The sequence below is a fragment of the Silvibacterium dinghuense genome, from assembly GCF_004123295.1.
GTDB lineage: Bacteria > Acidobacteriota > Terriglobia > Terriglobales > Acidobacteriaceae > Silvibacterium > Silvibacterium dinghuense.
In genome coordinates this window covers 1-18947 of sequence record NZ_SDMK01000007.1, presented here as the reverse complement: position 1 = coordinate 18947, position 18947 = coordinate 1, and the positions used below count along the sequence as shown (strand labels likewise).

19 protein-coding genes are annotated in these 18947 nt (G+C 53.7%); 8 read left to right on the top strand and 11 right to left on the bottom strand.

The window, feature by feature from the left end:
- Nucleotides 1–64: 64 nt before the first annotated feature.
- Both ESZ00_RS19905 and ESZ00_RS20220 read left to right on the top strand, forming a co-directional pair.
- On the top strand, nt 65–649 hold the full coding sequence (locus ESZ00_RS19905) for a hypothetical protein (RefSeq protein WP_129210171.1): 585 nt from the start codon (nt 65–67) through the stop codon (nt 647–649).
- A gap of 68 nt (nt 650–717) precedes the next feature.
- A complete protein-coding gene (locus ESZ00_RS20220; RefSeq protein ID WP_204520245.1) occupies nt 718–1062 on the top strand; it encodes a hypothetical protein in 345 nt (114 codons plus the stop codon).
- Nucleotides 1063–1193: 131 nt separating this feature from the next.
- On the opposite strand, the gene ESZ00_RS19895 is transcribed toward ESZ00_RS20220, so the two are convergent.
- The 3 genes from ESZ00_RS19895 to ESZ00_RS19885 all read right to left on the bottom strand — a co-directional run bounded on the left by ESZ00_RS19895 (nt 1194) and on the right by ESZ00_RS19885 (nt 4272).
- Complete coding sequence (locus ESZ00_RS19895) at nt 1194–1799, bottom strand: response regulator transcription factor (protein WP_229741399.1); 606 nt, start codon at nt 1797–1799, stop codon at nt 1194–1196.
- A gap of 122 nt (nt 1800–1921) precedes the next feature.
- Entirely contained in the window at nt 1922–2947 is a 1026-nt protein-coding gene (locus ESZ00_RS19890; protein WP_129210170.1) for a cytochrome d ubiquinol oxidase subunit II, read from the bottom strand.
- Nucleotides 2944–4272 (bottom strand): cytochrome ubiquinol oxidase subunit I, encoded by a 1329-nt coding sequence (locus ESZ00_RS19885; RefSeq protein ID WP_129210169.1) that lies wholly within the window; start codon nt 4270–4272, stop codon nt 2944–2946. Before ESZ00_RS19885 ends, ESZ00_RS19890 begins: the two co-directional genes overlap by 4 nt.
- A 377-nt stretch (nt 4273–4649) precedes the next feature.
- Here ESZ00_RS19885 and ESZ00_RS19880 point away from each other — a divergent pair, with 377 nt between their 5' ends.
- The gene (locus ESZ00_RS19880) at nt 4650–5648 is read left to right on the top strand and encodes a LysR family transcriptional regulator (protein ID WP_129210168.1); all 999 of its coding nucleotides are present in this window, start codon (nt 4650–4652) and stop codon (nt 5646–5648) included.
- Between the two features lie 94 nt (nt 5649–5742).
- Here the strand turns inward: ESZ00_RS19880 and ESZ00_RS19875 are convergent, their stop codons facing one another.
- The 6 genes from ESZ00_RS19875 to ESZ00_RS19850 form a co-directional block, all read right to left on the bottom strand.
- On the bottom strand, nt 5743–6657 hold the full coding sequence (locus ESZ00_RS19875; RefSeq protein WP_129210167.1) for a DUF5996 family protein: 915 nt from the start codon (nt 6655–6657) through the stop codon (nt 5743–5745).
- Nucleotides 6658–6702: 45 nt separating this feature from the next.
- Entirely contained in the window at nt 6703–7056 is a 354-nt protein-coding gene (locus tag ESZ00_RS19870) for a UBP-type zinc finger domain-containing protein (protein ID WP_129210166.1), read from the bottom strand.
- A gap of 94 nt (nt 7057–7150) precedes the next feature.
- The gene (locus ESZ00_RS19865; protein ID WP_129210165.1) at nt 7151–8155 is read right to left on the bottom strand and encodes a potassium channel family protein; all 1005 of its coding nucleotides are present in this window, start codon (nt 8153–8155) and stop codon (nt 7151–7153) included.
- A gap of 61 nt (nt 8156–8216) precedes the next feature.
- On the bottom strand, nt 8217–8630 hold the full coding sequence (locus tag ESZ00_RS19860) for a thioesterase family protein (RefSeq protein ID WP_129210164.1): 414 nt from the start codon (nt 8628–8630) through the stop codon (nt 8217–8219).
- A gap of 51 nt (nt 8631–8681) precedes the next feature.
- Complete coding sequence (locus tag ESZ00_RS19855) at nt 8682–9407, bottom strand: ATP-binding cassette domain-containing protein (protein WP_129210163.1); 726 nt, start codon at nt 9405–9407, stop codon at nt 8682–8684.
- A gap of 104 nt (nt 9408–9511) precedes the next feature.
- Complete coding sequence (locus ESZ00_RS19850) at nt 9512–10672, bottom strand: NAD-dependent formate dehydrogenase (RefSeq protein ID WP_129210162.1); 1161 nt, start codon at nt 10670–10672, stop codon at nt 9512–9514.
- 376 nt (nt 10673–11048) lie between these two features.
- Between ESZ00_RS19850 and ESZ00_RS19845 the strand changes: the two genes are divergently transcribed.
- The 3 genes from ESZ00_RS19845 (at nt 11049) to ESZ00_RS19835 (ending at nt 13692) form a co-directional block, all read left to right on the top strand.
- Nucleotides 11049–12434 (top strand): NAD(P)/FAD-dependent oxidoreductase, encoded by a 1386-nt coding sequence (locus ESZ00_RS19845; protein WP_129210161.1) that lies wholly within the window; start codon nt 11049–11051, stop codon nt 12432–12434.
- Between the two features lie 86 nt (nt 12435–12520).
- The gene (locus ESZ00_RS19840; RefSeq protein WP_129210160.1) at nt 12521–12880 is read left to right on the top strand and encodes a TraR/DksA family transcriptional regulator; all 360 of its coding nucleotides are present in this window, start codon (nt 12521–12523) and stop codon (nt 12878–12880) included.
- A 329-nt stretch (nt 12881–13209) separates the two neighbouring features.
- Nucleotides 13210–13692, top strand: a complete 483-nt coding sequence (locus ESZ00_RS19835) for a hypothetical protein (protein ID WP_129210159.1) — start codon at nt 13210–13212, stop codon at nt 13690–13692.
- A 104-nt stretch (nt 13693–13796) separates the two neighbouring features.
- Here the strand turns inward: ESZ00_RS19835 and ESZ00_RS19830 are convergent, their stop codons facing one another.
- Nucleotides 13797–14768 (bottom strand): Dyp-type peroxidase, encoded by a 972-nt coding sequence (locus ESZ00_RS19830; protein WP_129210158.1) that lies wholly within the window; start codon nt 14766–14768, stop codon nt 13797–13799.
- A gap of 551 nt (nt 14769–15319) precedes the next feature.
- Here ESZ00_RS19830 and ESZ00_RS19825 point away from each other — a divergent pair.
- Both ESZ00_RS19825 and kch read left to right on the top strand, forming a co-directional pair.
- The gene (locus ESZ00_RS19825; protein ID WP_129210157.1) at nt 15320–16132 is read left to right on the top strand and encodes a family 1 encapsulin nanocompartment shell protein; all 813 of its coding nucleotides are present in this window, start codon (nt 15320–15322) and stop codon (nt 16130–16132) included.
- Nucleotides 16133–16159: 27 nt separating this feature from the next.
- Nucleotides 16160–17386, top strand: coding sequence for a voltage-gated potassium channel protein (gene kch, locus ESZ00_RS19820; protein ID WP_129210156.1), 1227 nt, complete (start codon nt 16160–16162; stop codon nt 17384–17386).
- 319 nt (nt 17387–17705) lie between these two features.
- Here the strand turns inward: kch and ESZ00_RS19815 are convergent, their stop codons facing one another.
- Nucleotides 17706–18230 (bottom strand): general stress protein, encoded by a 525-nt coding sequence (locus ESZ00_RS19815; protein ID WP_129210155.1) that lies wholly within the window; start codon nt 18228–18230, stop codon nt 17706–17708.
- Nucleotides 18231–18947 lie beyond the last annotated feature (717 nt).

Genomic DNA, 18947 nt, shown 5'->3' with positions numbered 1-18947 from the left:
GGTTTGCTCCGGGCGGCCTTGATGTCGAATGTTTTACTGTGGTTTTTTAGCAAGGAACGTAAGAATGACGGACTACACTGCATATTGGGGAGCTACCTGCGTGCGTGGTATCGTCGCGCTGGTGGCAGGGGGTGTGATCGCCTTTTGTTCGGCGATAAACGCAACCCTTTTATTGATGCCGGTCGGAACTGTGATCTCTTTTGTGGTTCTGTCTGCATATATAGTCGCTGACAGCGCCATTGCGTTGGCCAGTAGCTTCATGCTCCCACATCAACATTCGGGAAGAGTGGCGCTCCGTTTTCAGGGATTAATCGGCACGATGATTGGCATTGGCTGCTTTATCGCCAGTCAAAGCGAGGCAAAGTGGTTTCTATATCTGGCAGCCCTGCAGGCTTTTTGTGTCGCCGTGACAGAGTATCTCTCTGCAAGAGATACCGTCGATGATCACCGTTCCAAATGGTGTTACGCATCTTCTGTCATTGCAGCCGTATCGTGCCTGGTCTTATTGATATTCCGTTATGCTACGGGCCACCTGTTGTCATGGTTGCTGTATAGCTATCTGTGGTCGTTTGGGCTTAATCTTTTCGTGCTTTCCTGTCATATGCTGTTTGACGAACTGCGCCCTTCGCGCTCACATGCCGGCTCCTGAATCATGATGTCAGGTGGGGCTATTCGCTACATGTGTGCTGGAGTATAAGAAGACGAGAGGGCTAGGCTATGCCTGAAAAGATGAATCTTCCGGACAAGAACAAAATCGCTGAGGAACAAATCGACGAGCAGACTGCAGCTTTAGAAGAGACGGATGAGCAACTTGAGGCGAGATGTGTAACGGAGGAAGCTAACGCAAACCTAAGGGGAGCTACTCCAATACAAGAGTTTGATCTCTACGTGAATTCGCAAGAGCCGAATTTAGGTCTCTATGTTCGAGCTGGAGCTGCGTTGCCCGATTTGTCCAGTCTGCATCCATGGGAATTTTACAGAGCCGTGGCTGCAAATGAGCTGTCTGCTGAACTGGTGCAGAGGATCCAAATCGATGGTCATGCTTTCCAAGATCTTGGCTGAGCCATCCGGGTTCGAATGACCCAGTTAACGCGTATGGCCAGAGCCCGCCAGTAAACGGCAGCTTCGGGGGCATGAACTGTCCCTCGCCCCTCTTGTCTCTGCGCCCACCATCACTCTTTTGAGAAGAGACGTTATGACGAGCCCAGACGCTTCGGCAGGGGGATCTGGAGCTTCGAGGCCATGCGCACCAGATCTGCCAGGGATTCGGCTGACATCTTCCTCATGATCTGACCACGATGCACCTGGCAGGTGATCTCGCTAATCCCCAATTCGGCGGCAGCCTGTTTGTTCAAGCGGCCAGCGACGATCAGGGCCAGAACTTCTCTTTCTCTCGGAGTGAGACGGCCATACCGTGCGTTTAAATCGGCAAGTTCGGCGTGGATGACTCGCGATTCAGCATGGCGTTGGAATGCCTCATCGATGGCCCGTAAGAGTTGATCCTTATGGAACGGCTTCGGTAGGAAATCGACCGCTCCGGCCTTCATCGCTTGCACGGAAGACGGAACGTCACCATGTCCGGTAAGAAAGATAATGGGTGGGTGTTGCTGGCTTACGAGCCTTTGCTGAAGCGCCAATCCGCTCAGGCCAGGAAGGTTAATGTCGAGAATGAGACATGACAGGAGGTCTGGGAGTTCGCAATTCAGGTATTCGAGGGCGGACGGAAACGCTCGGGTAGGAATGTCGAAAGATGCCAGAAGATTAGCCAGGGAACGTCTTACTCGTGCATCGTCGTCCACGATGTAGACGATCCTCTCGGGGCTCGAAATAGTTCCGCTGCTCGAGTGCGAAAGTGCGGCTGGAGGACGCGGGGTGTTTCGATGATGGTTGTTCATGCGCTATGCTCTTTTCGCTCTGGTCATCATTGTAGAGTTGTGATGTGCCGTTGAGGATAGGCATTTCTTCGTTTGAAGACGTAGAGGAGCAAGGTTAAAGAAGGGACTAACACTACCATTCCTCCGGCTGCCACAAACAGAAGTGCGATCAGGACATTGTTTGGTGCCTGACTGTTCGAGATTGTGATATCAGGCCGAATTATGTAAGGGTATTGGGCCAGACCCCAGCCGAGCAGAATGAGTGCAACCTGAAGTGCGGCGGCCACTCTTGCCATAGCGAAATATCTTCTGAAGAGTGAATAAGCGGCCACCAGAGAAACACAGATTGCGAGGAGCACGATGGGGAATACACGTAGACTCATCAATGCGCTTCTGATCTCGTATGCAGATGAACCCGCCATAAGAAGCGTGATGCCTGCCATGATGACAGATGTGACCCAGGCTGCAAGCCCTCGACTTCTGAAATCGTCCTGTAGTTCGACCGTGGTTGCTTCGACTGTGAGATAGCTTGCTGACAAAAACGCAAAGAGCATGAGTGCAAGAAGGCCGACACAGACCGGAAATATTCCCCACCATGTCTTCAGAAATCCATTCACGCTGATTCCATGACTCACAATAGTCTGATTGCATGAGATCGCGCCGATAATGACACCAAGAAAGAATGGAGTAAAACTGCTGGAGATGGAGAAGACCCTACCCCATGAAGATTGGATGTCTGGGGCACCCACGAAGTAGGCCCGAAAAACAAAAGCGGAGCCTCTCAGGACGATCCCTAGTAGAACGAACAGCAAAGGTACCGCGAGCCCTACGGACAGAGCGGAGAACGCGCCTGGGAAGCCTGAAAACATCAGCACAATAACGAGGATCAACCATACATGATTCGTCTCCCATACCGGTTGTATGGCGCGTGCAATGAGGTTTTGTTGCTCTTGCTTCCTCGCGCCGGAACAGAGCATATCCCAGCAGCCGGCTCCATAGTCGGCGCCCGCTAACAGCGCATACAGGATAGTGCCACCAAGAATGACCGCTGCTAATGCGGTACCAGCGTTCATTCCGTCACCTCACGAAACTTTTGGTCGCTTCTCTCGGGAAGGGTTATGACATGATGCGCGAGTAGCCAGAGTGTGATCACTCCGAGAAGGATATACAGCGCCGTCATGGCGCTAAAGGTGAGATTCAGATTCGGCATCGATGTTACGGCGTCGCGTGTTCGCATCAGGTGGTAGATAATCCAGGGTTGACGTCCGAGTTCTGTCACCATCCAGCCGGCTTCAAGAGCAATAAACCCCAGCGGGCTCAAAAACATCAGGATTCTCAGATACCACTTCGTTTTTAACGCCTCACGGCTCTTCCATTGCAAGATGCTGCTCAGGATGGCAATAGCGCACAAAATCATCCCACATCCCACCATCACCTGGAAGCAGATATGGACGATGCGGACATCAGGCCAGTCGGCCTCAGGCTCTTCCTCCAGTCCTTGAATCAGCGCATGAGGGGAATGAAATGCGAGGAGACTGAGGCCGTCGGGTATCTCGATCGCGTATTTAGTCACTCGCTCTCTGGAAAAGGGGATTCCGCCAATTCGCAGTGGGGCACTTCTTTCTGTTTGGAACTGACCTTCCAGGCTTGCTAGTTTCATCGGTTGTCTGGATGCGACCATGCGCGCGAGGGCGTCACCACTGACGCTCTGGAGAAGAACCGCCATACCTCCGATTGCTAACGCGATTTTGATCGCGTTGGAATCAAAGTGATTGAAGCCGCGTCGGAGCATCAGCCATGCATGAATGCCGGCGGTAGCAAAGCCTCCCGCGCAATAGGCCGCAAGAGCCATGTGGATTCCTTCTGGAATAGCCGCTGGATTGAACATCGCTGCGAATGGATGAATATCCACGAATTGGCCATGTTCGATCCGAAAACCGGCAGGCGTGTTCATCCAGCCATTTGCCGCGGTTACAAAGAGGGTCGAGAGAAGACCACTGATAGCAACCATTCCTCCCGACGCAAGATGGAGCCATTCTGGCACGCGATTCCAGCCATAGAGGTAGATTCCTAGAAAAATGGCTTCGGTGAAAAATGCAAATCCCTCGAGTGAGAAAGGCATGCCAATGATGGCGCCTGCATATTGCATGAAGCGTGGCCAAAGAAGGCCGAGTTCAAAGGAAAGTACTGTGCCGGAAACAGCTCCGACGGCAAAGAGAATCCCTGCGCCCTTTGACCACTGTCTTGCCAACCAGAGGTAAGAGTCATCACCTGAGGCTCGCCAGCGCCATTCCGCGACCGTCATCATCAAGGGAAGAGAGACGCCTATCGTTGCGAAGAGTATATGGAATGCCAGCGACATTCCCATCTGCGACCGCGCGGCCAACAAATGTTCCATGTAGCTCGCCCCTCTCACTGTGCCGGGCAGGGATTCTCACACTCAGCGTTTGACGCAAGGAGTTCTGGTCGTAAAGCCATGGTTCCCGGCAGAGTGAAAGAGCATGAAAGGTTAGCTCACTCTACCCAAACGCTACCGTGCGCCTGCGCAAGCGGCGCTCTCTAAGATGTATCTGAGAATCGACGCGTTCGATATTATAGGAACATATAATGGGCGGCCAATGCATCGGTGGCTAGAGCCTGTTCTCGCCATCTTTAAGGATCTGTCGCGCGGAGTCCTGCGAACATGATGGAAGCGAAGGCGATCTCGCGGAATGCTGGACAGTGCTTTCACTCCCCCCTCTCATCTAGACGCCAACAAATTCATTGACTCGATGCATGGATCAAATTGATAAAATTCATCACGTGCATATCAGAAACATAGATTTGAATCTGATTGTCCCGCTCCATGCACTTCTCGAGGAACGCAGTGTTACGCGGGCGGCAAAGCGTGTAAACCTATCACAGCCGGCGATGAGTCATGCACTGGATCGCTTACGCGACACATTCTCGGACGATCTCTTGATTCGGGATGGTCATCGCGATTATTTATTGACGGCCCGCGGGAAGCAGCTTCTACAGGAACTTGAATGGATGCTGCCACGTCTGGAAAGATTTTTGACCGGGCAAGCCTTTTCCCCCCGCGACGCAACTGGACGTATTCGGGTGGTGATGACGGACTATGCGACGGCAGTCATCCTGCCCCGCATTGTTGGGCCTGCCAGCTTGGCTGCGCCCGGTGTGCAGATTCACGTGTCAGCCTGGCAGGAGTACTCCTATGCGGACTTACTTGCGGGCCGGGTCGATCTTGTCTTCAGTGCTCTGGCTCCGCCGCATCCGATCTATACAGAGGTTTTGTTTCAAGAGCACTTCGTCTGCCTTGTTGCTGAAAACCATCCGTATAAAGGAAGAGCTTTCAGTCTCAGCCAATACTTGCAGTATCGACACGTCATGATTGAAATGGATCCAAATCAACAGACGCTTGTCGATAGACCTCTAGCGGAAATTGGAAAAAGGCGTGAGATTGGCCTTATCGTCCCTTATTTCCTCGCTGGTGTTATGGCACTTCGTGATACGGAACTTATCTTGACCGTGCCGTCGCGCGTTGCCCCGCAATTTCTGGGCCGGTATCCTTTCAGGCAAGTCAAGGCTCCGGCAGAGATTCCACGGTTCCAGTACTTGATGGCGTGGCATCCACGGCTGGAAAACGAAGATCTGTATCAATGGTTTCGAGACGTTCTTCGAAAGCACTTCCATGATGGAATGCCCGTTGCGCCAAAAAGAACCGCGGCACCCTCATCTGCTCACAGCTTTCGGAAGAGGCGTCGTCGGTCTTAGGCCTCGTCCCTGGCATGGAGAGCTGTAAAGACCTGCTCGGCCACGCGATCGAAAAGTTCCGAGCTGTGACTTCGTTCCATGTACTGCACGAGGTTTAGTCAGGGCGGCCGCTGCCAAGTAGTCCGGGATTCCAACCTGCCGAAGCGGCACCGGCTTGATAGGTGGATTCCAGGAATGCAAACAAGTCGCGGTCGGGGTTGCTGGATTGGCGTAAGTCATCGTAATCGAGTAGGAACTCGCCCATTCCTGCATTCCAGCAGGCGACGTCTGGAGCGACCTTCATGCTTTCGATTCCTTGCGGCTGAGGGTAGGTGAAGGAATAGAACGCTGGCTTCGGATAGGACGCGTCGCCGGCCCACCATCCCATCTCGATCAGCTCCGCATTCATCGCATTGCGGCGGATGTAGCCGATGTTTGCGCTCGGTGAGGCCGGTTTGCCGTTATAGAAGACAGCTCGAATGTCGAGTGTTCCCCACATCAGGCCGATGGGTTGCGTTTTGCCGGTGAAGCGTCCCTGAAAAGCTTTGAGTACATGTTGAGAGCGGAGAAGGATGCCCCACCATGCATCGACCAGGTTGCGATCGTATGGGCGCTGTTCTTTGTCTTCGTTGAACGAGATCGGGTTAGGCACTTCCTGTGGCATGAGCGTGATCGACGCGTTAATCCCTGCGTGGTGAAGTTGATTCAGGAACGAGTCGACGAACGCGGCAACAGATGTAGGCCCTAAGGTTATTTGCCCCGAGATGCCCGAGTTTGTGAGCCATTGCACCTCGTGCGATATGAAATCGACACGGACCTCATAGACGCCGTCGACGTATGGGATGAGGCCGGTAGTCAGACCTCTCGCGTTGAGCCATAACGGCACTTCGGCCCACTGCGGCTGGAATGGTGCTGCCAGCTTGAGTTTGCCTATTGCCTGCAGCACCATGTGCAGGAAGTATCGGGTGGGCTCAAATGCCGGATAGGAAAGAGCCGGCCATGGATGGGGATGAGTTGTTTTGGCTGTCATGACATGTCCTCAGATAAAACAAGTAGACCAAGTAGACGATCAGCCCTATTCGTTCAATAGCGATTGCCAGTTTAAGGGAACGTGCCCAGCAGGGCCCGGTACCGGCTGGTCTTTGGGATGCGATTCAGGCGGCGCAAGTGCTTCGCCCCTTACTTCGGTGCGCTTGATGAAATTCCAGAACCACGTCTCCCCTGGTTCGAAGCTTCGAATGATGGGATGCCCTGTGGCATGAAAATGCTTCGTCGCATGCTGGTTGGGAGAACTGTCGCAACACCCGATGTGACCGCATTCAGCACAGCGACGAAGGTGAAACCACCATGCGCCTGTGGCCAGACACTCCTCGCAACCGGTTCCGGAGGGTTTGGCCGTTGGATTAATCCCAGCTATGCTTCGCTTCATGATGGCCTCCTGGTGCTGATTCTTTCATGCGGTTTTCCGGGTTGAGCGCAGACATTCCATTGTGTCTTGGATCGTGAGCTATTCTGTCTGACAGTTATGCCGTGATGAGTCTTTCAAGGCGTTGCAGATTTGCACGCTCTCCCATCACAATTAGAAAATCGCCCGCGGCAATTTCCAAATTTGGATCCGGATTGAAGGTCGTGTCTCCCGATGTTTTGCGAATAGCGAGGATGATGACTCCCGACCTACGCAGTTCCGTCAACTCCCCCAGAGTCTTTCCGGTGAACTCTGCCTGTGACGAGACTCGCACCTGTTCCATCACAACCCCGGTTCCCATATTGCTCCTGGCAAAGTCGATGAACTCGACCACATGCGGCCGCAACAGCACATCGGCAAGCTGGCGGCCGGCCATGGAAAATGGAGTCAGAACGGTATCAGCCCCGGCCCGTCGCAGCTTCTCTCCGGCTTCTTCTTCTGATGCACGCGTCACGACGGTCAATTGGGGATTGAGAGCTTTTGCAGAGAGAATGATAAAGAGGTTGTCCGCATCCGATGCCAAGGCTGCGATCAGTCCCTTTGCACGGAACACCCCTGCTTCTCGAAGGCTATCGTCCTGTGTGGCATCGGCAGCCATAGCAAGCATACCCGCGTTCGTAGCTTTTGCGACGCGCTGTTCATTGCGGTCAATCACCAAAAATGGGGTGGCTGTCCTTTGAAATTCGTAGGCCGCGTTGCGGCCTACTCGACCGTAGCCGCAGACGATAAAGTGATCGCGAAGTTGATGGATCATTTTCTTCCTTCTGCGCTCTCCATAGCGCCCTTGCAACTCCAACTCGATAATGGTTTGGGTCATCGCGCCCACAGCCACGAACACTGCGGTAACGCCGACGATAATCAGGAATGAATTGAACACGCGCCCGGAATGGCTAAGCGGCTTGATCTCCTGATAGCCGATGGTCGTAATTGTCGAGAGCGTCATGTAGAAAGCATCGAACCATGGATATCCTTCAATCAGCACAAACCCGACTGTGCCGATTGAAGTGATAAGAGCTAACAATCCGGTAATGAGAAGAATGCGGCGGATCAGGCGACTGTGCATCGTCAATCTCCTTGACGGTGAAGCGGGCCGGCTCTAACCTCGCGAAGAGCGACCGAGGTTACTACATTTTTCCTGACCTCAGATTGCTCTTCGCCGCCAGGCGCTGCGCAAGACGACTGATATCCACTACCGTGCGCTCATGGACTCCCACGCCGATCTCTTCAGTCTCGTCACAGGCTGTTACCAAAAATATTATCCGTCTTTTGTCGATTCGAATGACTTCAGCTTCAGCTATCACGCGCTGCCCAACTGGCGTTGGCGCGTGATGCTTGATCTCAACCGCGGTACCGACGGCACTCTCCCCCGGATCCAAATAGCTGCGAACGGCGTCAAGTGCCGCATTCTCCATCAGAAGAATCAGGATCGGCGTTGCGAGCACATGTGGCAGCGAGGGGTCCTTGAATTCGTTGGCCAGATGCTTCGGCTCGACCACGAGAGTAGCGTAACCCTTCACTCCAACCGGTATCGCCTGCATTGCTTGACTCCTGCACCTACCACGAACATAGAACACATTTAAGCCGCGAATCTATGGTAAAGAAAGCACGCGTTGATCAAGCCATTGATAGGGTAGGTCAATCAGATTGCGTGTGCGAGTCATTTCTGAGAGAGTGCCCGAGAACCGCACGCTTCCATCCTCAAGAAGGAGAACCTGATCTGCGATTCGCCGTATCACACTACTCTCTTCCGTGAGGACGATACTCGTTTTCCCTTCGGCCTTTCGGCGTCGGAATAAAGCCTCCAAGTGATGCATTTGGCAAGGAGATGTCTTTGCCTTCGATCGGTCCAGCAGAATAGCCTCTGGATTTTCGGCAAGTGCCTCTACGGCAGCCCTCCAGCGTCGCGTCTCCCTTGACCTCTCCTGACGCAGAGACATCTGGATTCTTTGTGAGCTGTACTTGATCTTGTCACTGGTGGAAGGTCTAAAGATGGTTCCATCCTCAAAGACCATCACGATTTTTCGAGAGATCGGCTGATTCAGCTTTTGGGAAAAATCAGAGATGTCTTCGTTTTCTGCGATTACCTGGCCGGAATCAGGCTTCAGAAATTCCATGAGCAGGTGAAGGATTGTTTTCCCCGCGCCGCTGCTGTCGATGATGCAGAGAGTATTTCCCCGATTGACGTTAAAGCTGACGTCATCGAGTACAAGCGTGGAGCCAAACGCTTTCGAAACATGGTGCAGTGCAAAATACGGACCGCGAGGTATCCTTCGCGGTATCAGTACGAGGTTGCCATTGCTCGACGTTAGACTCATTCAGATATCCGGAACGATCGCTGTCGAAAAAAGAAGTGAAAGAACGGATGCCAGTCAACTTCTGAAGTTGGGACTGGCACCCGTTCGGACATGTGATTGTGGATTTAAGTCAGCTTGTAGGACTGGGCGCCTGTACCGGCAAGCTTCCCGCCATCAACGATCAGGTATTCCTGACGGATCGGTGTTTTGTCGAAATAGCTTTCAAGAATCTCCAGCGTACCTGCGGCATAGCGCGCCTGCGCAGAGAGCGAAGTTCCCGACATGTGTGGGGTCATGCCATTGAACGGCATGGTGCGCCAGGGGTGATCGAGCGGCGCAGGTTGCGGAAACCATACATCACCGGCATAACCTGCGAGATGGCCCGAGGAGAGAGCACGCACGACCGCATCGCGTTCAACCAGCTTGCCACGAGCTGTGTTGATCAGATATGCGCCGCGTTTCATCTTGGCAAACATCTTGTCGTCGAAGAAATGCTCTGTCGAGGGATAGAGCGGCATCTGAAGATTGACGATGTCGACCTCTTTCACAAGCGACTCGGCATTAGGGTGAAAGGTCAGACCGAGCTCTTTCTCAATTTCCGGGCTGAGCCGATGCGGATCGGTGTAATGTAGGCACAAGCCAAAGGGCTTGAGGCGGCGCAATACCGCGAGGCCAATCCGTCCAGCAGCGATCGTACCGAAGTGCATTCCTTCCACATCGTAGCTGCGCTCGACGCAATCGGCGATGTTCCAGACACCGTTGACGGCGAGTCCATGTGCAGGTAGATAGTTACGAACCAGCGAGAGAACCATCATCACAACATGCTCTGCCACGCTGATGCTGTTCGATCCGGTCACTTCGGCAACGGTGACGCCTGCCTTGGCCGCTGCTTCGAGATCGACGTGATCGGAACCGATGCCGGCGGTGAGAGCGAGCTTCAGGTTCTTGGCCTTCGCAATCCGCTCCTTGGTCAGATATGCCGGCCAGAAGGGCTGGGAGATCACAACCTCAGCGTCTGGAAGATGCTTTTCGAACTCTGAATGCGGACCCTCCTTATCGCTGGTAACGATCAACTCGTGGCCGTGTTTTTCGAGATACGAGCGAAGGCCTAATTCACCCGAGACGCAGCCAACTAACTCGCCTGGCTTAAAGCCGAGGGGGCCCTTAGGCGTTGGCGCAGTCTGACCGTTAGCGTAATGAGTAATCGTGGGAATCGTGTCCCGAGCATACTGTGGCGGGTAACCCGCTTGAGGATCGGGATACAGAACACATAAGACCTTCGCCATAATGCACTACCTTCCTTTTCTTGCGAGGGAGCTGTGAAATCGCGTCCATCCTGCGAAGAAGACTCACATCGCGTCTTGATCGTAGCGGCGTGAGAAAAGGAGCCACAATTATGTCTTTATATAGGGTGTGAATCGATATCGATGTATAGCTTGGAGGGCCACATATGCGAGTACCTGCAATTGCACCGAGGCATCGTTTTTCCCGCGCTTTATGCACGATGGACAGATAGGCGTATTGCATGGTGCACCTATATGTTTCCATGATTCACGGACCGTCTTCTCTCGCGTAGATTGGCATCGTTCACACGAAAGCAGAAAGGAAGTCAGAGATCCTCGATGCTTGAGAATTGCGGTGGAATGAAGAGGAGTAGCTGCTATGGCTGCTGAAGTCGCTGGAGGCGCACCCAGGCCACGCGTAGTTGTGGTGGGAGCAGGATTCGCAGGCATCAACGCAGCGAAGCAACTCGCGAAATTGCCGGTAGATGTGACGGTGATCGACCGTACCAACCATTACACCTTTCAACCGCTGCTCTATCAGATTGCGCTCGCCGTGCTTTCGCCAGCCGATATCGCTCAACCCATTCGCAGGATCCTCAGCGGTAACACGAATACCGAGGTGTTGATGGATGAGGTGGTGAGTATCGAAGCGCCGTCCCGTCGCGTGCATCTTGAATCGGGTGCAATCGTAGCGTACGACTATCTCGTCCTGGCCACTGGTTCGACACATAGCTACTTCAGTCATCCGGAGTGGGCAGAGCTGGCGCCAGGACTGAAACAGATTGAAGACGCCACGGAGATTCGTCGGAGGGTCTTGCTTGCCTTTGAACTTGCGGAACGGCAGATGGTGGAAACCGGTTCGCACCCTCCATTGCAGTTCGTCATCATCGGTGCCGGGCCCACAGGCGTGGAACTCGCCGGAGCAATCTCGGACATTACGAGACTCTATATGGCGAAAGATTTTCATCATATCGACACAAAGAAAACGAAGATCATCATTCTCGAAGGCTCTCCTGCCGTATTAGGCATGTACCCGACTGATTTACAGCAGAAAGCAATCCTGCAACTCCATAAGCTGGGTGTAGAGGTGCACACTGGCGCACTGGTAACGGACCTGCAGCCTGGCTACGTCATCATTGGCGAGGGCGCACAGACTAAACGAATAGAGAGTGTTTGCACTCTCTGGGCCGCGGGAGTAAAATCCTCGCCGCTCGGCAGGCTGCTGGCGGCCAGTATGGGAAACGACAGCATTCTGGACCGGCGTGGGTGCGTGCTGGTCGATGAACACCTCAACCCGAAGGGGCATCCAGAGATCTTTATCTGCGGAGATCTGGCGCATTTCGAGCAGGACGGCAAACAGGTTCCGGGTGTAGCGCAGCCGGCGATGCAGATGGGCCGCTATGCTGCCGGGCGCATCGGCTTGCTGGTGTGCGATCCTTCTGCAGCGGCACAGCAAAAGGGCTTCCGCTACTTCGACAAGGGGGATATGGCGACTATCGGGCGCAAGATGGCAGTCGCCCGAATCGTCTGGCCTTTCAGGGCTGACTGGTCCGGTTTTATGGCCTGGGCGACCTGGCTTACCGTACACATCTTCTTCCTCATGGATTTTCGTAACAGGTGGAGCGTCTTCGTTAACTGGGGATATACGTATCTCCGTTTTCGCACCGGAGCCCGTCTGATTACTGGCTCCAGGGATCTGCCCGGATGGAAGACGTTGCTTGAGAAGGATGCGGCCGAAAGGTCCTGCACGGATCAGTTGTCATAAGCGGCTTCGCCGTATCTTCCAAGTGAGATATGCCTGTTTGTCGCTGTAAGCCCGATATGATGCAGAAGAGTGGAAAGGAGAACCGCATGGAAATCAATGAATACAAGGATCTGCTGCTCGCAAAAGAAAAAGAGCTCTCGACAGCAATGGAATACGATGGCACAGGTGCTCGCGGGTTGGATGCGGACGCAGCTCATGAAACTGTCGACCATAGCGTAGACGACGACATCAAGGGGGTCCTGTTCACAGAAGGAAACCTGCAGTGGAAGGTGCTCGAACAGGTTCGTGAGGCGTTAGGCCGCATTGAGCACGGAACCTATGGCCGGTGCGTTGTGGATGGAGGCCTGATCGAAAAAAAGCGGCTCAAGGCTATTCCGTGGACTCGCTATTGCCTGAAGCATGAGCAGCAAGAAGAAGTGGGTGATCCGCCTCCGCCAACACTTTAAGGATGGCGGACCAGGAGCCTCCTGCAAGCTTCTCGCCGTACGCGATTGTAGTGTGCGCAATCTGGAACCGCAATTATAGGTTTCTATGAGGCGTGAAGCGTTGAGGCCGGGATTATGATCGCGCTATGAGCGAAACACTTCCTGCCGCACTCGAGGCTCTGCATGCCGATCTTCTGCATGGCAAGCTTCCACGAAACCTTCATTGGGCTCAGGCCATTGACCTCATCCGTCATATCGGAACTGTCGAAGATCACGGCAATAACGAGTTCACCTTCTCGGTAGGAACACAGCGCTCCACATTCAGGCGGCCGCATGGCTCTGAGTTGGAGGTGGAGGAAGCTGCACGGCTGCGCAAATTTCTTCGCGCTGCTGGAACGGTGCCTGAGGTGAGCCCACTCCCGAAGCCAAACAGAATGATTGTTGTGATCGATCACCATGGCGCCCATATCTATCAGGATGTGGATGCGAGCCGTCCAGTCGATGAACACACCATCCGGCCCTATGATCCGCACGGATTTCAGCATCATCTCGTTCACCGGAAGGAAGCTCACTACAGTGGAGAACGCGTGCCTGAGGAGAACTCCTTCTATGAAGAGGTTGCCAAGGCAGTTCGCCCCGCAGGGGAAATTGTGATTGTTGGCGATGGAAAGGGTACAAGCAGTGCTGCAGTCTATCTGAGCGAGTTTCTCAAGACCCATCACTGGGATATTTTTCAAAAAGTAGTTGCGACCGAAGATGCGGATCTTTCTGCTCTGACCGAACCTCAGATCGAGGCCATTGCACGGAAGCATATGGACAGCGCCGCTCAATAATGGCGACTGGGCATCGCGTAAAAGAGTTCTTCGCGCTATGCCTGTCGTTGTTTATCGTTGCAAATCCGGCCGGCTAAACGACAAGCCGGGTTTGCAACGATCGGTCAGCTGCCAAGATCACTGAGAAATGCGCGCGCAGGGGCGAAGAAAGTCACGCCTGTCACAGCCTTGGAAAAATCCAGGATGCGGTCGTGGAGCGGCGGAGGGTCTCCGAGGAACATCCGCTCCAGCATCTTCTGAATTACCCAGAGATGGCGCGAATATCCGATGAAGTAGGTGCCATATTCACCGAGGCCGGGAACGGCGAATGGCATGTTGTCGCGCAGGATGTCATGTTCACCCTCGGCATCCTGAATCGTGCAACGCGTCTTATGCGACTTCTGGCCTGTGGACGCATCCGGCAATTCGACATTGTCGAACTTAGTCCGTCCGATGATCGCCTCCTGGGTTTCCACCGTCTGCCCGCGCCAGGCAGGCAGGTTGTGCAGATACTTCTGGATCACAACATAGCTGCCACCGGCATAGGCTGGGTCTTCCTCTCCGACAATCGTTGCGGCGGGAAGGCTGAGTCCGTCGGGATTGGCGGTGCCGTCGACAAACTCGAGCAGGTCGCGCCCGTTGAAATAACGGAATCCGGCGACATCATCGATCACTGTAACGGAGTCGCCAAAAGCTTCGAGGAGTATCTTTTCGAACTCGACAATCAAGTCTCTTGATTCGGCACGGATGTGATACAGGAGATCGCCCGGTGTTGATACCGCCGTGTGCGTAGCGCCCTTCACCTCTTGGAACGGCGCCAGTTCGCGAGGTGCGGGTTTCCCTGTGAGTGGTACCCATGCGCGATGAGATATTCCGACATTGCAGGTGAAGAGCCCGTGATTTGCGCGAACCTTGATGTCCTTGATGAGGTCATCCGTGCTGCTCAGCACGGAACGAGCAGTCTCAATCGATATGTCATCGTCTTTAACAACGAGGACCAGGAAGGCGGCAGCCGCCGACATCGGTGCATCGATGTATTGTGACTCGGTATCGAGTGATTGCTGAGCGGCGGACGTCGATGAAGACAGCGGATTCATAGCGGCTCCTTGCGTGAGTATTGAAAAAGTGACGGATGTCACGATCCTTCAGGTGACATGCGCGGCAAGACAATACGACGTCGGCCCACTCAGCATCGATCGTTCATTCCAATTCGACCAGTGTCGATGCAAGGGGACGGACACGATCTGAAATATGGTTGAAATATTGAACGAATTCTACGATCTGAGGCTCGGATCCAGCTGAACCACATCGCGCAGTTATGCTAACGAAGATCGAGAAGCGCCCGCAATTATGTCTTCATATAGGGGCACTGGATGAGTACTGCACGTTGCGGTTCGTCAGTGCTTAGCGATGGTTGGCAACTATATGTTTCCATAATTCACGGGAGGAGGAGTCGCGCGATAAAGTAACAAGGGCTAGCTATCGGCAACGGTGTTGAGAAGTGGATCGCAAGGATGTATCGCAGGGCAGGTAGCCTCTCAATATGCGGAGTTTCGACCGGGGGTCGCCTTCGGTTACATCTGCTTACGATGATTTGCTTGGGATTGAAACGCTTAAAGAGAGAGAAGCAGGATTTAAGGAGAGAACGATGAACAATCGTCATCGAGAACTAGCACCTATTTCAGATGCAGCGTGGTCTCAGATTGAAGAAGAGACCGCGCGTACGTTTAAGAGATATCTTGCGGGGCGGCGCATTGTGGATGTCGCATCTTCCGCGGGTGGAGCTTTCTCCGGCGTCGGAACCGGTCATCTGAAACCGGTCAAAGCTCCGTCGGATGGAATCATTGCGAGTCAGCTTGAGGTCAAGTCGCTTGTCGAGCTGCGGGTATCCTTTGAGCTGTCTCGCCAGGTGATCGACGACGTAGAGCGGGGGGCGAAGGATTCTAACTGGCAGCCCGCCAAAGATGCAGCCAAAAAGCTTGCTCTTGCAGAAGACCGAGCGATTTTCGACGGGTACAAGGACGCAGCTATCCAGGGCATTCGCGAAGGGACTAGTAATCCTGTCCATGTACTCCCCGCCGATGTTCGTGATTACCCGGATGCGATTGCGCATGCGTTGAGTCAACTGAGGCTCGTCGGCGTGAATGGTCCCTACTCGGTTGCGCTGGGGCCCGATGAGTATACGGCGCTCGCCGAGACCCGCGATCATGGCTATCCGGTTCTCGATCATGTCAAGCGCATCGTGGATGGCGATCTGATCTGGGCACCGGCCATTCAAGGTGCATTTGTTCTCACCACACGAGGTGGAGATTTCGAGCTCAACCTCGCCCAGGACGTCTCAATTGGCTATCTCAGTCACAATGACTCCACTGTGCAGTTGTACCTGCAAGAGACCTTTGTCTTCCGTGTGCTGACGAGCGAGGCTTCGGTCGCTCTGTCTCCATTTCGGAAATTGTCGTGAGATTCATTTGAGCGAATGATTCGAGTGATGAAGTTCCATCAGCTCATCTCGTTGGGCACCCAGTCGCTTCGCTTGAGGCGCCGGCGCATCTATAGCGATCTTCGAGGCGAATACTGGTTTCCACACATACCCATTGCTCTGATGCTGGTCCTCGCCGGCTATTTGGTCTTAGAGGGGGGCTTTGGCGCTCACTGGTACCTTGGCCTGCGTGCCTTGGTAAATGGAGAATTTCACCTTCAGTTGCGTAAGCTCCCACCTCTATTCATTGGCGGCGGGATGGTTACGATGGGGCTGGCACTCTTTTGGCGCTCACGGCTGGCATGGATGGTCGCTCTATTACTGGCAATCACAGCAACCGTGAATGTACTGCTCAGCAGGCACGTTCACGACGAACTCTTAGCAGCATATTTCGTACTGATCATCTTTGTGCTCATGCTTGGGTGGCGGCACTTTGATCGGTCGAGCATTGCGGCAAGCACGCTCTTTGCCTTGACCGCTGTCTGTATGTTGCTGCTCTACGCAACGTTTGGCGCTTATTATCTTGGTCTTGAATTCAATCCGCACATCACTGATCTCATTACTGCTCTTTACTATGCAGTGGTGACCATGAGCACTGTGGGGTACGGAGACATTACTCCGCAGACTCCCGAAGCCAGGTTATTTACGATCTCAGTCATTGTGCTTGGCGTGGCTGTGTTTGCCACCTCACTTACGGCTGTTGTAGGCCCCCTGGTGAGTCGAAGTCTCCAGCGCATTGTCAGCCGAAAAGGGAAGAATATGAAACGGGAGAATCATTTTGTGGTAGTCGGGAATACTCCGTTGGCAACAAACACCGCGCGTGAACTCGGTAAGCGCGGCTTAGCGGTAACCCGCATTTTAAGAGATGCCAGCGAGGCTGGAGAACCCAAGGACCTGGACATGGTTGTCGGAGATCCCAGCATGCTTGAAACACTGCGAGAGGCGGGGGCAAATCGCGCAGCAGCGGTATTGGCGATGCTGGCGGACGACTCAGAAAATGCATTTGTGGTTCTTGCAGTCAAGGAACTCGCGCCGAATATTCGCACCGTCGCGGCAGTCAATGACGCGCATCACTTGAGTCGAGTCAAACTGGTGCAGCCCGATGTTGTGATTGCACCACAGGTCCTGGGTGGAGAGCTCACCGCAATGCTGCTCGCTGGAGAGCAGGTGACGCCCGACTTTGTGATGCAGCGAGTCTTCCAAAATGCTGAGACGGAGTCATCTGCAAAGATATAGAGCATCTGAAGCGAGTTATGAATGAGGCATGGCTTGTTTGTTCTGCAAGGAGCGACTGGATCGTACGGGATCTGCGCAATCCAACCTACAGAAACCTCAACCCTCACGCACTCTACGCAAGGAAACAATGTCCGTGTGGGGATGCACTTCCACCCAATAGGGCGGTGTTACCTCGAATATATCCAAGGCCTTCGATTGTTCTCATATTCTGCTTCACCCTCTTTCGCCGGTAACAACGGAAGGATTGTTTCCAGCGAAAGGGGTGTATTTTCGATTCGAGGCTGCCACAAGATGGTCGAGCAAGCCGTTCTCACATCTGTTAAGCAGGTATGAGAATGTGATCCGTTACTCCGTCAGGATTTGATGAGTTCAGGATGTTCTTGGCCTTTGCAGCGTCATCCGCAGTTCCATGGGCAATTACCAGGTACTTGCCTGCCTTAACCTCGGTCTCATATGTCACGACGCTGTTCTTAGGGATGCCTAGACTTACGAGGCCTGCGCCGATGGCGCTCACTCCGCCAACTACCACCGCGGCTTCTAATGCCCCAACGATCGATGCTACCAGTGGCCCACCGACCAACACTGCACCAACGCCAGGAACCCAGAAGAATGCCGCACCGAGTAAAAGGCCCCACAATCCGCCCCAGAATGCACCGAGTTTGCCCCAATGCTTCATGCGACTGTCGGTGTTGTAATAGCCCGTGACATGCTCTTCCGTGAGGTAGTCTTTCCCCACGATCGAGAGTTTCTCCATGTCAAATCCTGACTTTTGAAGTTGCTCCACAGCATTCTCAGCCGCGGCATGGCTGTCATAAACTGCAACGACTGCATTGGTATCTGTCATAGTCACTACTCCTATATTCATGTCTGAGCCGAGAATTTGGCCGTTCGTTAGCTAATTGTTTTGGTGGCATTCCATTGGCGATTGAGTTCAGGTCGGCCGCCGCAGGCTTACTAGCTGCGCACTCGCTGAGCGGGAGGCATCGTGACCAGAACTGGGTCGCAATATGGGGACTGTAGTCAGATCTCAGCCGACATCGTATTGCTTCTCTGGCAGCCAGGCTGGATGGATTCAGCGTTGATCCAGGGGCATCGTAGATTGAGGCGAGAAAAGAAAACAATTATGTCTTTATATAGGGGGTATTCATGGTTTCTTCTGCTTGGGCTCGCAGCTGAGAAGGTGGCTGCTGGGAAACTTACCATGCTGTCGGCGAGGAAAGCATTCTCTCCTACGAGATTGCGGAGGCGATCGGACGGCGGCTCAACGTGCTGGTAGTAAGCAAATCGGTCATGTAGGCGAAGAAGCAATTTGGATTCGTCTGGTCGGATGTGCCGATGGACAATCCTACGTCCAGTTATTACTGACTCGCGAACGCCTTGGTTGGAAACCAACCATAAGGGGCTTCTTGCCAATCTCGAACTGGCCTGACCGATGTTTTGTAGCAGTTGGATTGTTAGTGTAGCGCAGCGATCTCCGGGTTCGGCTCGTCCGACTGCCGAGCGGTTGATGCCAGCCATGCTTCCGGCGCGGGTGGTCTGTAGCCGAGCGATGAGTGCGGCC